Here is a 14,741-nt window from a genome sequence, read left to right as displayed (position 1 = left end):
AGCGCCCCGGCGAGGTCCCCGGGCGTCTCGATGGTGTCGGGCGGGGTGCGGCCGCCGCCCTCCAACGGTTCCGGCGCGCCGCCGCGCGCGGCGCGTGCCCGGGTCCGTTCCCCGGCGGCCTCGTGCCAGAGGCCCTCGAGGTGCTTCCTGGCCGGCTGGCCGGCGCCGAGCGCCCCGGCCAGCCGGCGCGTCACCTCCAGGGAGGGGAACTGCTTGGCGGAGAAGTAGCGGGACAGCGTGGACGGGGAGTAGTGCGTCGCCTGGGCCAGACGGCGCAGGGACGGCCCGCCGGCCTGTGTCTGGAGGCGGCGCAGCTCGAGGGCGAGCCGCGCCGCCGCGGATGCTTCGGTGGTCATCTTCCGGTCGGGCGGCTATCGTCCGAAGCCGGGCAGCCACACCGGCCGGCCCTCGGGGAGCGCGAGGACCAGCCTGCGGGCCGCCACCACGGCGCCCAGCACGGCCGCCGCGCCCTGCAGGCCCACGACGACCGGTACGCCCGCACGCGCCGCCGCGTACACGGCGGCGCTCACCAGGACGATGACGATGACGGTCCGCGACGGCCGGAAACGCCGCCCGGCGGAGGGTTGCGCGCAGCCCACGATGTTCTTCACGAGCGTCTCCTTTGGCTAGGTGACCTGTGGTCAGGCGCCGTCGACCGCCGGGTTGTTGCAGCAACCGGGCGCAGCACCTGCTTGCATCGTGACTTATGGACACATGGCGTGACAAGTTCCCACACAATGCGACCCAGCCCCCTGCGTAAAACCGCAGGGGGCTCGAGTCGTGCGGGCCGGGTCGCCGCTGCAACGGCTTCCCGACCGGAGTGAGCCACATTCCTAGCCAAAGGACAACGAACAAGTAACCGGAATCGTTCAACGATTCACTCACTCATTCACTCAGCTCGGGGTCGACTATCAGCGTTGCAGCCACCGTCCGGCAACACGGCACACGTCGCACTCGTCCGCTCCGGACGTCCGCACCGTCGAACAGGCCGCCGACCGGCCCCCGTACAGCCTGCCCGATCCCCTTCACCGCCCGCTCCGGAAGCACTCGACACCGCCGTCCACGGAGCGTTGCGTCCTGCGTCCGGCAACGCCACGCGTCCTTCGTCCGGCAACACCGCGTACGGCGGCGCAACAGCCGTGCCCCGTACGACACTGTTCCGGTGACCACGCCGTGCCGCTCATGAGCACCGTGTCGGCAGGCACCGACCCGGGAAGGACCGACAGTATGATCATTTTCGGCACCAAGGGATACCTGTACCAGCTCGCCGTCCTGACGCTGCTGTGCGGCAACTGCGGCAACCCCGCCGCGCACACGCTCCGCAAGCGCGTCACGAAGTTCACGCTGTTCTTCGTGCCCCTGTTCCCGGTCTCCACCAAGTACCGGACGCAGTGCACCTTCTGCGGCGCGGAGCAGAAGGTGACCGCGGAACAGGCCGAGGAGTTGCAGCGGCAGGGCGCGGGCGGCGGCCAGGGCGGCCGGCCGTACGGTCAGCCGCAGCAGCAGCCGTACCGGTCCTGAGCCCGTCTGCCGCCCGCCGGGCGCCGTGCGCCAAGATGGACACCATGAGCGTAGTCAAGATCAATGTACTGACGGTCCCCGCCGAACAGCGCGAGACGCTGGAGAAGCGCTTCGCCTCCCGCGCCCACGCCGTGGAGAACTCCGACGGATTCGAGTGGTTCGAGCTCCTCCGCCCGGTCGAGGGCACCGACAGCTACCTCGTCTACACGCGGTGGCGTGACGAGGAGTCCTTCCAGGCCTGGATGGAGGGTCCGATGAAGTCCGCCCACCAGGGCGGTGGCGCGGGCGGCGGCGAGCAGCCCAAGCCGGCCGCCAGCGGGTCCACGCTGTGGTCCTTCGACGTGGTGCAGCAGGCCGCCCCCAAGGGGGAGTCCGGCCAGGCCTGACGCACCTGTGGCCCGGCGCGCGCCCCCGCGGGAAGCGGGGGCGCGCGCCGGGCCACTGCCGTTCCGTCAGGTGCGCGCGGACACCGTGGTCTCCTCTGCGCGCCCGGCGTCCTTCCGTTCCCGGCTGAGCCGGCCCGGCCACCAGGCGGTCGGGCCGATGTCCCGGACCAGCGCGGGCACCAGCAGGGACCGCACCACGAGCGTGTCGAGCAGCACGCCGAAGGCGACGATGAAGGCGATCTGCGCCAGGAACGCCAGCGGGATGACCCCCAGGGCGGTGAAGGTCGCGGCGAGCACCACACCGGCCGACGTGATCACTCCGCCGGTGGCGACGAGGCCGCGCAGGACGCCCTGGCGCACCCCGTGCCGCAGCGACTCCTCCCGCACCCGGGACATCAGGAAGATGTTGTAGTCCACGCCCAGGGCCACCAGGAACACGAAGCCGTACAGCGGCACGGACGCGTCCGTCCCCGTGAAGCCGAAGAGGGGGAAGACCAGGGCCGAGACGCCCAGCGTGGCGAGGAAGTTGAGCGCCACCGTCGCCACCAGCAGGACGGGCATCAGCAGGGAGCGGAGCAGCCCGACCAGGATGAGCAGGATGATGACGAGCACGACGGGGACGATCAGCGTGCGGTCGGCCGCGGCCGTCTCCTGGGTGTCGTACTGCTGGGCCGTGTAGCCGCCGACCAGCGCGCCGGCGTCCGGCACCTCGTGGACGGCGGTGCGCAGGCGGGCGACCGTGTCCTTGGCCGCCTCGCTGTCGGCGGCGGAGTCGAGGGTGGCGTCGACGCGCACCCGGCCGTCGACGACCAGAGGGTCGCCGCCGGGGCGGCCTCCCTCGCTCACCGCGGCCGCCGAGGCGACACCCTCCGTGTCCTGGGCGGCGGCGACGACCTCGTCCAGGCTGTCGGCGTTCGCGATGACCACGGCGGGGTTGCCCTGGCCCGCGGGGAAGTGCTCGCCGAGGGCACGCTGGGCGCTGACGGACGGGGCGTCGCCCACGAAGGTCTCGTCGAGCGGGACGCCCTTGGCGGTGAGGGTGGGCGCGAAGGCCGCGCAGGCGAGGAGCCCGGCGAGGCTCAGGGCCCAGATCCTGCGCGGGACCCGGTCGACCAGGTCCGCGGTCCGCTGCCACAGCCCGCGTCCGGCGCCGTCCGCCTCGGCGGGGCGGATCCTCGCGGGCCAGTAGGCGGCGCGCCCGAGGAGGACGAGGACGGCCGGCAGGAAGGTGAGCGTGCTGAGGACGGCGCAGACGATGCCGATGGCGCCGACGGGGCCGAGCGCGCGGTTGTTGGTCAGGTCGCTGAGCAGCAGGGCGAGCAGGCCGAGGGCGACGGTCGCGGCGCTGGCGACGATGGCGCCCCAGGACTCGCGCAGCGCGGCCCGCACGGCGGTGTACCGCTCGTGCCCGCGGGCCAGTTCCTCGCGGTAACGGGCGGTCAGCAGCAGGGCGTAGTCGGTGGCGGCCCCGATGACGAGGATGGAGAGGATGCCCTGGACCTGTCCGTCGACGCGGACGACGTCGTGGTCGGCGAGGGCGTAGACGACCGCGCAGGCCAGACCCAGCGCGAGGACCGCGCTGATGATGATCACGAAGGGCAGCAGGACGCTGCGGTAGACCAGCAGCAGGATCACGAGGACGGCCGCCAGGGCCACGGCGAGCAGCAGTCCGTCGATGCCCGCGAAGGCGTCGGACAGGTCGGCCTGGCTCGCGGCGGGGCCGGCCAGGTGGACGGTCGTGCCGGGCACCTGTTGGGCGGCGGAGCGGACCGAGTCCAGCGTCTCCTGCAGCTCGTCCCCGAGGTTCGGGCTGAGCTGGACGACGCCCTGGAGCGCCGCGCCGTCCTCCGAGGGCAGGGCCGGTGACACCTCCCCCACCACGCCCGGTGCGTCGGCGAGCGAGGACAGGGCGCCGGTGGCGGCCTCCCGCTGGTCGGCCGAGACGCTGCCGCCCTCGGACTCCGCCGTCCAGACGACGATGGTCGGCAGGGTCTCGTCCTGCTGGAAGGCCTTCTGCTCGTCGATGACCTCCGTGGATTCGGCGCTGCGCGGGAGGAACGACGCCTGGTCGTTGGTGGCGACCTCGCCGAGCTTGCCCGCGAAGGGCCCGAGGGTCCCGCCCATGACGAGCCAGGCGATCAGCAGAGCGAGGGGGACGAGCAGACGGATTCGTCGGGGCGAGCGGGACATGGTTCTCCAGAGGGCAGGGACGAAGGACTGACTCAGGTACCCCAATCTCTCAAAGAGAAACAATCTCAATGATTGAGGTATCGAGAGGTCATGGTAGACGTCGGCCGGGGGTGAGTGACCCAGGGGGTTCGGTGCGCCCGTCGGCGGGCTCCTCCGAGATGAATGGCGGCCAGAAGGCCAGCGGGCCAGTGAGGCCAGCGGGTCAGCGAGGCCAGCGAGGCCAGCGGGTCAGTGAGGCCAGCGGGTCAGTGGCCGGGCGGTCGCAGCGTCGACAGGTCCTCGTTCACCGCCGCGAGGAAGCGCAGCACCACCGCGAGCTCGTCCTCGGTGAAACGGGAGCGGGCGGCGTCCACGGCCTCGGCGAGCGGACGGAAGTACGAGCGGGCCGCCGTCCTGGCCTCCGCCGCGTAGTAGAGGTGGACCACCCTGCGGTCGGCGCTCTCGCGGACCCGCCGGATGTGACCGGCCCGCTCCAGCCGGTCCACGCACGCCGTGACGGCACCGGAGGTGAGTCCGAGATGACCTCGCAGCCGGCCGGGCGTCATCGGCTCCTCGGCGTCCAGGATGGCCGCGAGCGCCTGTACGTCCGTGGCGTGCAGGCCCTGCACCCCGGCGAAGCCGTGCACGAGACGGTTGACCTCACCGTTCAGTCGCCGCAACTGGACGGCGAGGGACTGGAGATCGGCCATCGCGGTGCGGCCGGATGCGCCCGCCCGGCCGGACTCCCCCTCCGGGCCGGGTTCTTCCGCCCGCATCTCCCGCTCTCCCGCCGGGCTCTCCCGGTCCTCTGCACTGGCCACGCGATCAGTCTAGTGTTCCGGCCGGGAGGGCCCAGGCCTCGGGACACCCGCCGTCGTCGACGTACGACGAGAGGGACAGGACGGACTCTTCGCGCTCCCTCCGGCTCCGCTCCGGCCGCGGGCCCCGCCCCCACCCCGCCCCCAACAACCGCCGTGTCCGAATTGCGTACAATGGAGGAACCGCTTCCGTTTCCTCGGCAGCCCGGCCGACCCCGCCGCCCCGCCGTACCAGTCGCCCCGGAGCACCCATGTCCCCTCCGCCCGCCGCGCCGGACGACGCCTCCGACACCCTGTTCGGCCTGGACGCCCTCGCCGGCGCGGCCGCCCCCTCGACGGCCGCCGCGCCCCCGCACCCGGCGCCTGCCGACTCCGCACCCTCCGGCCGCCCGCTCCACCGCGACTCCCCCGCGGCGCGCCGCATGCTGCCGGTGCGGGTGATCTACGCGGAGCCCGCGGCCGCCGCCTCGCCCCGCGGCCGGCAGGTCATCGAGCGGTTCCCCGGCGTCCGTCTGGTCGAGGTGGACTCCCACTGGAGCATCCCCGGGCTGTACGGCAACGAGGGCAACATCGACCGGTGGGTGCGCGTCAAGGGCGAGACACTCGTCCTGGGCGAGCGGAAGACCCTCACCACCCGGCCCAACGGGCGGTCCGCGGACTGGATCGCGCCGGGCTTCTCCAACGGCTGCGCCATGGCCTGCGCCTACTGCTACGTACCGCGCCGCAAGGGCTACGCCAACCCCATCACCGTCTTCACCAACATCGACAAGATCATCGCCCACCTGGGCCGCCACGTCGTACGCCAGGGGCCCAAGCCGGAGCCCAACCAGTGCGACCCCGAGGCCTGGGTGTACGACATCGGGGAGAACGGCGACTGCTCGGTGGACGCCCTGGTCTGCGAGAACACCGCGGACCTCGTGCACGCCTTCCGGCAGTGGCCGACCGCGAAGGCGTCCTTCGCCACCAAGTTCGTCAATCCCGACCTGCTCGCTCTCGATCCGCGCGGCCGGACCCGTATCCGCTTCTCCCTGATGCCCGCGGACGACTCCAAGCTGCTGGACGTGCGCACCTCACCGATCGCCGAACGCATCGCCGCCGCACCCGACTTCCTGGACGCCGGTTACGAGGTGCACTTCAACCTCTCCCCCGTGGTCGTGCGCCCCGGCTGGGAGGCCGCCTGGACAGAACTGCTCCAGCACCTCGACGACGTACTGCCGGACCGGGTCAAGCGGCAGGCGGCCGCCGAGGTGATCATGCTGACCCACAACCGGGAACTGCACGAGGTGAACCTCGGCTGGCACCCCCGCGCCGAGGACGTCCTGTGGCAGCCCGACATCCAGCAGGCCAAGCGCTCGCAGAACGGCGCGCGCAACGTCCGCTACCGCAACAACGTCAAGGCCGAGGCGGTACGCACCGTCCGCGAGCTGATCTCCCTGCACGCGCCCTGGCTGCGTGTCCGGTACGCCTTCTGAGCGTCACTCCCGCTCACCACGCCGCCGGCCGGCCGACCCGTCCGTCCGTCCGTCTCAGTCCACGACGGTGCTGCGCGACTGGTACAGCAGGTGCTGGTAGTCGGGGTGACGGTGGATCCAGGCGGTGTAGAAGGGGCAGGTGGCCAGCACCCTCAGCCCCGCCTCGCGGGCCTCGTCGAGCGACTCCCGTACCAGCGCGGATCCGACACCCTTGCCCTCGTGCCGAGGGTCGACCTCCGTGTGGACGAAGGCGATGAGCTCCGCGGTACGGATGTACTGGGCGAAGCCCGCGACGTCCGCGTCACCGTCGATCCGGGCCTCGTAACGACTCTGCTGTGCGGCGTCGGTGACTTCGATTGCCATGCCTTCTCCCTACCTGCCTGAACTGATCACGCAAGTGTACGAGCGCCGACGCGGGGCGCGGGGCCGGTGGGGCTGCGTCGGTTTCCGGCCGGTCGAGGCCGGCCGATCGCGGCGGCCGACGAGCGGCTGACCACTCCCGGGACGTCGCCCGGCCGGAACTCCGGTGCCCCCACGCCCCGTTCGGCACCACGCCCCCGGCACTGATCTGGCCGAACTTCGCGTCGTCGCCCGGACACCCCGGACATCTAATGAGGATCGGCACTATGCACTCTTTCGTCTGCGAGGTCTGACATGACGGACATGACACACCTGTCGGAACCCGTCGCCTTCCCCCAGGACCGCACCTGCCCCTACCACCCTCCCGCCGCCTACGATCCGCTGCGCGCCGGCCGCCCGTTGACCCGCGTCACCCTGTTCGACGGCCGCCCGGTCTGGCTGGTCAGCGGGCACGCGGCCGCCCGCGCCCTGCTCGCCGATCCGCGGCTGTCCACCGACCGCACCCGCCCCGGGTTCCCGTCGACCACCCCGCGCTTCGCGGCCCTGCGCGACCGCAGGACCGCCCTGCTGGGCGTCGACGACCCCGAACACCACACCCAGCGGCGCATGCTGGTGCCGAGTTTCACCCTCAAGCGCGCCACCGAGACGCGGCCGCGGATCCGGAGCATCGTCGACGAGCGGCTCGACGCCATGGTCGCGCAGGGACCGCCCGCCGAGCTGGTCGGCGCCTTCGCGCTGCCCGTACCGTCGATGGTGATCTGCGAACTCCTGGGCGTCCCGTACGCCGACCACGAGTTCTTCGAGACGCGGTCGCACCGTCTGCTGCGCGGCCCGACGGTCGCCGAGACGGAGCAGGCCCGTCTGGACCTGGAGGGCTACCTCGACGGGCTGATCGACCACAAGCAGAAGGAGCGCGGCACCGGGGTGCTGGACGACCTCGTGCACGAGCAACTGGCGGCCGGGGAGCTGGACCGGGAGGAACTCGTCACCCTCGCGCTGGTGCTGCTGGTCGCGGGCCACGAGACGACCGCGAACATGATCTCGCTGGGCACCTTCACCCTGCTGCGGCACCCCGAGCGGCTGGCCGAGCTGCGGGCCGACCCCGCACTGCTGCCCGCCGCCGTCGAGGAGCTGCTGCGGCTGCTGTCCATCGCGGACGGGATGCTGCGGGTGGCGACCGAGGACGTCGAGGTGGACGGCACGGTCATCCGGGCCGGCGACGGCGTGGTCTTCTCCACCTCCGTCATCAACCGGGACGAGGGCGTCTACCCCGACCCCGACGCCCTGGACTGGCGCCGCCCGGCCCGGCACCACGTCGCCTTCGGCTTCGGCATCCACCAGTGCCTGGGCCAGAACCTCGCCCGCGCCGAGCTGGAGATCGCCCTGCCCCGCCTGTTCGAGCGGCTGCCCGGTCTGCGGCTCGCCGTCCCCGCGGATGACATTCCCTTCAAACCCGGCGACACGATCCAGGGGATGCTGGAACTCCCCGTGACTTGGTAAAAGGCTCTCCCCATGCAACTGCGCATCGAGATCGACAAGGACCTGTGCATCGGCGCGGGCCAGTGCGCCCTGGCCGCGCCGGGCGTCTTCACCCAGGACGACGACGGGTACAGCACGCTCGTGGCCGGGAAGGAGGACGGCGGCGGTGACCCGATGGCGCGGGAGGCGGCCCGGGCCTGTCCGGTCGGCGCCATCTCCGTGTCGGAGGCCGTACCGGAGGAGTGAGGGAAGCCGGAAGCCGGTGGCCGTCCGGGCCGACGGTCGGCGGGGCGACGGTCCGGGTACGCCCCGCCCGACCCGGCCGGACGCACCCGGACCGGGCCCGGCGAGGCGTACGCCCGCTCAGGAGGCCGCGCAGGCTCCGAGCACCGGTGCCGCGGCGCTGCCGTTCTTCATGACGGTGAACCCGGAGCTGGTCGACGCCCCGGCCGCGAGGCTCCCGTTGCCGTTCGGCCGCATCGTCATGACGTTGCCGCCGCCGTCCCAGCTCGGGCTGCCGTTCCAGGTGGCGGAGACCTTCTGCGGCGAAGTCACGGTGACGGTCGCGGTCCACCTGACTCACTGGCGCCGCGCACGGATCCCCGCCGGCTCCGCCGGACCCGTCACCGCCCCCTGACACCCGTCCGCCTCGCGCCCGGCTATGTCAGATGAGCCATGAGCATGTCATATGCGTTCCGGAGGGAGCCGTCGCTCGGGGCGGCGGGGGTATACGGGACTGCTCGGGCTGGGCCCCGAAACCTTCGGCGTCCGGCTTCTCGGAAAGCCGGAACGCCGCCCCCTCGTGTCCGAGGAGGCGGCGTCCGGTGGTGCGTGCCGTGGTCCGGTCAGCCGACCGGAGCCGCCGGGTCGTTGTCCGTCTTGGTCAGGGTGGCCCCCGACGGACGGACGGCCGGCTCGGCGTCCGTGGCGTGCGCGGCGGTCGGGCCGCCGGTCTCCTCGGCGAGCCGCTCCATGCCGCTGGTGGTCTTCAGCGGCTTCTCCTTGATGAAGAGCACCGTGATCAGCGCCAGCAGGGCGCAGGGCGTGGCGTAGAGGAACAGGTCGGCGGTCGAGATCCCGTAGGCGTGCTGGATGATCTCGCGCACCGGGTCCGGCAGGGCGCTGATGTCCGGGACGGCTCCGTGGCCGCCGCCCGAGCCGCCCTCCGCGGCGGCGCCCGCACCGCCGAGGCCCTTGGTGATCTCGGAGGCGACCCGGTTGGCGAGGATGGCGCCGAGGACGCTGGTGCCGATGGTGCCGCCCATGCTGCGGAAGAAGGACAGCACCGAGGTCGCGGCGCCCAGCTCGGCGGCCGGGACGTCGTTCTGGGCGGCCAGCACGAGGTTCTGCATCAGCATGCCGACGCCGACACCCAGGATGGCCATGTAGATGCTGAGCAGGCCGAAGTGCGTCTCGTGGTCGATCGTGGCCAGCAGCCCGAGGCCGACGGTCATGAGGACACCGCCCGCCACCAGGTACACCTTCCACTTGCCGGTCTTGCTGATCAGCTGTCCGGCGACGGTGGAGGAGACCAGCAGACCGGCGATCATGGGCAGGCTCATCAGGCCCGCGACCGTCGGCGTCTTGCCCAGGGCGACCTGGAAGTACTGCGAGAGGAAGACCGTGCCGCCGAACATGGCGACACCGACCAGCAGGCTCGCGACGGTGGTCAGCGTGACCGTGCGGTTGCGGAAGATGTCCAGCGGGATGACCGGCTCCGGGGTCCGCGCCTCGACGGCCACCGCGGCGCCGAGCAGGATCAGGCCGCCGGAGACGAGCGCCGCGGTCTGCCAGGAGGCCCAGTCGAACTGGTTGCCGGCCATCGAGATCCAGATGAGCAGCGCGCAGACACCCGCGACGATCAGGAAGGCTCCCGCCCAGTCGATCTTCGCCTCACGGCGCACGTCGGGCAGCTTGAGGGTGCGCTGCAGCAGGAAGATGGCCAGCAGTGCGAACGGCACACCGATGAAGAAGCACCAGCGCCAGCCCAGCCACGAGGTGTCCACCAGGACACCGCCGATGAGGGGTCCGGCCACGGTGCCGACGGCGAAGACGGCACCGAAGATGCCGGCGTACTTGCCCAGCTTGCGCGGCGGGATCATCGCGGCCATCACGACCTGGGCCAGGGCGGTCAGACCACCCGCGCCGATGCCCTGGACCACCCGGCTGAAGATCAGCAGGCCGGCACCGTTGGCGAAGCCCGCCAGCAGCGATCCCACCACGAACATGACGAGGGAGAGCTGAAGCATCAGCTTCTTGTCGAAGAGGTCGGACAGCTTGCCCCACAGCGGCACGGTGGCCGTCATGGCCAGCAGTTCCGAGGTGATGATCCAGGTGTACGCGGACTGGGAGACGCCCAGGTCGGTGGTGATCGTGGGCAGCGCGTTGGCCACGACGGTGCCGGCGAGGATGGCGACGAACATGCCGGCCATCAGGCCCGACATGGCTTGGAGTATCTGCCGGTGGTCCATGGCAGTGGGTGACGCCGCGTCGGGCGCCTGGGTGGCTGTCACAGCAACTCTTTCAGGAGTGGGTGGGAGGTGGGTACGTGCTGGTGGTCGGGCGTGGGCGTGGTCACCGGCCCGGCGCGGGCAGTCCGGCGGCGAGCAGGTCGAAGACCTGCCGGAAGACCTCGGTGAAGGCGCGTTCGTCCTGTCGGCAGCACCAGTGCTCGATGCTGACCCGGACCGCGGTGCCGGCGACGGCCGCCAGCAAGCGCGGGTACAGGTCCAGCGCCCTGCGCCGGTCGCCCTCGGCCCCGCATTCGCCCGCGTCCGTATTCCCGTCGTCCGCTTCGTCCGCGTCCGCCGGGGGCCTGGTGCCCCCCGGGAACCCCGGGGCCGTGGGGCCGCGGCCGACGCGCAGGGCGATCGCCTCGGCCAGTCCGGTCTCGTCGGCCATGTGCGCCCCGAGGTGACGGACCAGCAGGTGCGGTGAGGTGCGCAGCACACGGGAGTGCAGGCTCCACAGCCCGTGCTGCCGTTCGATCTCCCGCAACTCCACGGCGAGGGCCTCGCGTACGGCCTCCAGCGCGGACAGCTCGGCCGGCGCGTGCTGTACGGCCTGCCGTACGCGCTCACCGACATCGGGGCCGATCGCGAGGAAGGCGTCGTCGCGGGTGTCGAAGTAGTTGAAGAAGGTCCTCGGGGAGACCCCGGCCGCGGCGCTGATGGCCTCGACCGTGACGTGGTCCGCCCCGTGTTCGGCGGCGAGACGCACCGCGGCCTCCGCGAGGGCGGCGCGCGTGGCCCGCTTCTTCCGCTCCCGCAGCCCGCCGCCCGCGGCTCGCTTCTCCACCATGAGGTGCATGCTATGCAAAACTGCACGCTCTGCAAAAATGATTTACCGGCGCCCTGGTGAACAGATGTTTGACCGTGCTGCCCCAAGGGCACAGTTGCGCCTCCGCGTCGGCACGACAGCGCGCGTCAGGGAACGACGAGCACCTTCAGCGCCTCGCGCCGGTCCATCGCCCCGTACCCCTCGGGCACCTCGTCCAGCGGGACGGTCCGGTCGAAGACGCGTCCGGGCTCGACCGTGCCGTCCAGGACGGCGGGCAGCAGTTCGTCGATGTAGGCGCGCACCGGGGCCGGGCCGCCGGTCAGCGTGATGTTCGGGCCGAAGAGGCTGCCGAAGCCGACGGGTGCGTCCTCGTACTGCGGTGCGCCCACCCTGCTGATCACGCCACCGGCACGGACGGCGCCGACGGCCATCTCGTAGGCGGGCATGTGGCCCACGGCCTCCAGCACGGCGCGGGTGCCGTGGCCGCCGGTCAGCTCACGGACCTTCGCGATGCCTTCCTCGCCCCGCTCGGGTACGACATCGGTGGCGCCGAACCGGCGGCCGAGGTCGGTGCGGACCTGGTGACGGCCCATCAGGATGATGCGCTCCGCGCCGAGCTGCTTCGCGGACAGGACGGCGAGCAGGCCGACGGCGCCGTCACCGATGACGGTGACCGTGTGCCCGGGGCGGACCCCGGCCCGGTGCGCGGCGTGGTAGCCGGTGCCGTACACGTCGGCCAGGGTCAGCAGCGCCGGCAGCAGCTCCGAGTCCTCCCTGACGGGCAGTTTCACCAAGGTTCCCTGGGCCTGCGGGACCCGGACGGCCTCGGCCTGGGCACCACCGACGCCCTCGCGACCGTAGAAACCGCCGCGCGGACAGGAGGTCTGCAGGCCCTCCCGGCAGTACTCACAGGTGTTGTCCGCGTAGCTGAACGGGGAGACGACCAGGTCACCGCGGTGGAGACCGGAGACCTCCGAGCCGAGTTCCTCCACGACGCCGAGGAACTCGTGCCCCATCGGCGCGGGTCCGTCGGCGGCGGCCATGGTGTGGTACGGGTGCAGGTCGCTGCCGCACACGCAGGCACGCACCACGCGCACGACCGCGTCGGTGGGCTGCTCGACGACCGGGTCCGGCGCGTCCTCGACGCGCACGTCGCCGGCTTCGTACAGGAACGTGGCGCGCATCGGCCGTCTCACTCTCTCCGGGGTACGCCACGATCTTCGCGTGGGCCCGCCGGAACGGAGCCGTTCCGCGCCCGTGACCACGCCATGTTCGGCGGCCCGGGTGAACACGCGGCGCACCCGGCCGAAGCGTCATCCCTGCCGGAGGCGGTCGCGCAGGGTCCGGGCCACCTCGGCCATCAGTGCCTCCGCGCCGGGTTGGGCGCCGGCGGGCACGCGTGACTCGGTGAGGACCGCGACGGCGAAGGACTGGCCGTCGGCGTGCTCGACGACGCCCACCTCATGGCGCAGATTGAGGAGGGTGCCGGTCTTGGAGGACCAGGTGGAGGCGTCGGAGGTGAAATCGGGGGCGAGCCGGTGGCGCAGCAGGTTGTCCGCCATGAGGGAGCGCACGCGGGCGGCCACCTCCGGGTGGACCGCCGACGGGGTCCACAGCGCCTGGAGCAGATCCGCCCAGGCGCGGGCGCTGCCGCTGCTGGCGCGGGTGACGTCGAGCTGCGGCACCCGGTGTCCGCGGCCGCTCGTCCCCGCGTCGACGGCGAGGGCGTGGGCGAGGTGCGCCTCCTCGGGGGCGAAGCGCTCCACGGGAGTGTCGCTCAGCTCTTGCACGGTGTGGCGGACCGAGATGCCGTGGATGCCGAGTTCGCCGAGGATGCCGGCGACCCGGGCGGGCGGGGTGAGGGCGAACAGGGCGTCGGCGGCCGTCCCGTCGCTCACGCAGGTGCTGAGGTAGAGCAGGTCGTCGACCGCGATGCGGACCGGGTGCCGGAACCGGCTGATACCGGTGGGGCCGGGGGTGGTGATCCGGCCGGGTGCGACGTCGAGCACGTCCGCGCCGTCGAGTTCGCCGCGCCGGACGCGCTCCGCCGTCGCCAGTGCCAGCGGGACCTTGACCAGGGAGGCGGAGGGCAGCTGGAGATCGGGGTCGATGCCGAGCTCCTCCCCCGTGCCCAGGTCCCGGACGAGCAGGCTCGCGTGCAGGCCGCCCTCCTCCAGCCGCCGGCGCAGGTCGCGCAGGAGCGCCTCGGTCCTCATGCCGGTGCTCCGCCCGCCGGGGACGGCGCCGGGTCGGGGGCGGCGCCGAGGCAGCGGGCCACGGCCTCGCCGAGGCGTTCCCGGATGCGCCGGGGATCACCCGTGGCGGCCGCGGACAGGGCGAACCCCCGGACCGGAGTGATCTCGCCGACGGGACGCCAGTGCAGGCCGAGTCCGGTCGCCTGGGCCGGCGAGCAGAGCAGGACGTCGTCCGAGGACAGGGCCTCCGCCGCGGCGGTCGTGAGGTCGGCCGCGACCACGAGCTGTGCCGGGGCGAGCCCCACCGCGTCGCGCAGGCGCGTCAGCGGGTCGCGGATGTGCGGCACGTCGTCCTCCGGCTGGATCCAGATCCGGCGCGGGCGGTCGGCCGACGCGCGGCCCGCGCGCCCGACCCGCAGCGTCTCCACGTACAGGCGCCGCACGCCCGGGTCCCGTGCGCCGGCCAGCCCGAGCGGCACCGACCACGTCGCCTCGTCCGGCGCCACGGCGAGCAGGGCGGCGCGCACCTGCTCGGTGTGGACGAGCTCGGCCCGGCGCGCCGGTGTCCCGACGACACGGAGGTCGAGCACGATCCCGTGCTCCTTCGCCTCGGCGACCAGGCGGGCGAGGTCGCGCGTCGAGCAGGTGTCGGGCACGGCGAGCCGCCAGGGTTTCCGCCGGGCGGAGACCGCGTCCTGCTCCAGCACCTCGGCCGCCTGTACGAGGCGCCGGGCCGGCGGGAGCAGTTCCCGGCCGAAGGGGGTGAGCACGGCCCGCCGCGACGTCCGCTCGAAGAGCTGCTCGCCCAGGCGCCGTTCGAGCGCGGCGACCCGGCGGCTCGCCACCGGCTGGGACATGCCCGCGGCGGCCGCGCCGACGGTGAAACTGCCGCGCTCGCCGACGCTCACGAACGCACGGCACGCCGCCACCAGATCCACGATCCCCGCCCCGTGTCGGTTGTGCTGCCCCGGCCGGTCCATGCCGGAACAGCATGAAGAAGGACTTCAGCGTATTGGACCGTATGACGGTCGGGACGTGAGGGTGGACGAACCACACGATCCG

Annotated in this window: 15 protein-coding genes and 1 pseudogene; 5 read left to right on the top strand and 11 right to left on the bottom strand. The window is 72.5% G+C overall.

The genetic code is table 11. The features are described from left to right. On the bottom strand, positions 1 to 356 hold a 356-nt coding region (locus UW392_RS45695), incomplete at its 3' end, for a helix-turn-helix transcriptional regulator (RefSeq protein WP_320781240.1). A gap of 15 nt (positions 357 to 371) precedes the next feature. Beyond that, positions 372 to 611, bottom strand: coding sequence for a hypothetical protein (locus UW392_RS45690; protein WP_320781239.1), 240 nt, complete (start codon positions 609 to 611; stop codon positions 372 to 374). 616 nt (positions 612 to 1,227) lie between these two features. On the opposite strand from UW392_RS45690, the gene UW392_RS45685 reads away from it, so the two are divergent. Both UW392_RS45685 and UW392_RS45680 read left to right on the top strand, forming a co-directional pair. Beyond that, positions 1,228 to 1,521, top strand: coding sequence for a zinc-ribbon domain-containing protein (locus tag UW392_RS45685; protein ID WP_320781238.1), 294 nt, complete (start codon positions 1,228 to 1,230; stop codon positions 1,519 to 1,521). 44 nt (positions 1,522 to 1,565) lie between these two features. Continuing rightward, positions 1,566 to 1,907: an antibiotic biosynthesis monooxygenase gene (locus UW392_RS45680; RefSeq protein WP_320781237.1), complete on the top strand. Its 342-nt coding sequence runs from the start codon at positions 1,566 to 1,568 to the stop codon at positions 1,905 to 1,907. Between the two features lie 66 nt (positions 1,908 to 1,973). Here the strand turns inward: UW392_RS45680 and UW392_RS45675 are convergent, their stop codons facing one another. Both UW392_RS45675 and UW392_RS45670 read right to left on the bottom strand, forming a co-directional pair. Beyond that, on the bottom strand, positions 1,974 to 4,097 hold the full coding sequence (locus UW392_RS45675) for an MMPL family transporter (protein ID WP_320781236.1): 2,124 nt from the start codon (positions 4,095 to 4,097) through the stop codon (positions 1,974 to 1,976). A 245-nt stretch (positions 4,098 to 4,342) separates the two neighbouring features. Further along, positions 4,343 to 4,786, bottom strand: coding sequence for a MarR family winged helix-turn-helix transcriptional regulator (locus tag UW392_RS45670; protein ID WP_320781246.1), 444 nt, complete (start codon positions 4,784 to 4,786; stop codon positions 4,343 to 4,345). Between the two features lie 359 nt (positions 4,787 to 5,145). On the opposite strand from UW392_RS45670, the gene UW392_RS45665 reads away from it, so the two are divergent. Next, positions 5,146 to 6,366: a spore photoproduct lyase family protein gene (locus tag UW392_RS45665; RefSeq protein ID WP_320781235.1), complete on the top strand. Its 1,221-nt coding sequence runs from the start codon at positions 5,146 to 5,148 to the stop codon at positions 6,364 to 6,366. A gap of 54 nt (positions 6,367 to 6,420) precedes the next feature. Here the strand turns inward: UW392_RS45665 and UW392_RS45660 are convergent, their stop codons facing one another. Further along, positions 6,421 to 6,729: a GNAT family N-acetyltransferase gene (locus UW392_RS45660; RefSeq protein ID WP_320781234.1), complete on the bottom strand. Its 309-nt coding sequence runs from the start codon at positions 6,727 to 6,729 to the stop codon at positions 6,421 to 6,423. A 300-nt stretch (positions 6,730 to 7,029) separates the two neighbouring features. Here UW392_RS45660 and UW392_RS45655 point away from each other — a divergent pair, with 300 nt between their 5' ends. Continuing rightward, positions 7,030 to 8,226, top strand: a complete 1,197-nt coding sequence (locus tag UW392_RS45655) for a cytochrome P450 (protein ID WP_414497388.1) — start codon at positions 7,030 to 7,032, stop codon at positions 8,224 to 8,226. 18 nt (positions 8,227 to 8,244) lie between these two features. Continuing rightward, entirely contained in the window at positions 8,245 to 8,451 is a 207-nt protein-coding gene (locus UW392_RS45650; protein WP_320781245.1) for a ferredoxin, read from the top strand. A 117-nt stretch (positions 8,452 to 8,568) separates the two neighbouring features. Here UW392_RS45650 and UW392_RS45645 read toward each other — a convergent pair. The 6 genes and pseudogenes from UW392_RS45645 to UW392_RS45620 form a co-directional block, all read right to left on the bottom strand. Next, positions 8,569 to 8,778 (bottom strand): annotated as a pseudogene (locus UW392_RS45645) (cellulose binding domain-containing protein); the annotation flags it as partial. A gap of 272 nt (positions 8,779 to 9,050) precedes the next feature. Then, positions 9,051 to 10,676, bottom strand: a complete 1,626-nt coding sequence (locus UW392_RS45640; protein WP_320781244.1) for an MDR family MFS transporter — start codon at positions 10,674 to 10,676, stop codon at positions 9,051 to 9,053. A gap of 103 nt (positions 10,677 to 10,779) precedes the next feature. Next, positions 10,780 to 11,514 (bottom strand): TetR family transcriptional regulator, encoded by a 735-nt coding sequence (locus tag UW392_RS45635; RefSeq protein WP_320781232.1) that lies wholly within the window; start codon positions 11,512 to 11,514, stop codon positions 10,780 to 10,782. A 116-nt stretch (positions 11,515 to 11,630) separates the two neighbouring features. Further along, a complete protein-coding gene (locus UW392_RS45630) occupies positions 11,631 to 12,668 on the bottom strand; it encodes an alcohol dehydrogenase catalytic domain-containing protein (protein WP_320781231.1) in 1,038 nt (345 codons plus the stop codon). A 129-nt stretch (positions 12,669 to 12,797) separates the two neighbouring features. Further along, positions 12,798 to 13,700, bottom strand: coding sequence for a serine hydrolase (locus UW392_RS45625; protein ID WP_320781230.1), 903 nt, complete (start codon positions 13,698 to 13,700; stop codon positions 12,798 to 12,800). After that, on the bottom strand, positions 13,697 to 14,617 hold the full coding sequence (locus UW392_RS45620; protein WP_320781243.1) for a LysR family transcriptional regulator: 921 nt from the start codon (positions 14,615 to 14,617) through the stop codon (positions 13,697 to 13,699). The genes UW392_RS45625 and UW392_RS45620 overlap by 4 nt, the downstream gene beginning before the upstream one ends. Between the last annotated feature and the right edge of the window lie 124 nt (positions 14,618 to 14,741).

The sequence above is a fragment of the Streptomyces sp. CRN 30 genome, assembly GCF_034105845.1.
The sequence above is the reverse complement of the archived record's forward strand: the minus strand, read 5'-3'. Positions and strand labels throughout refer to the sequence as shown.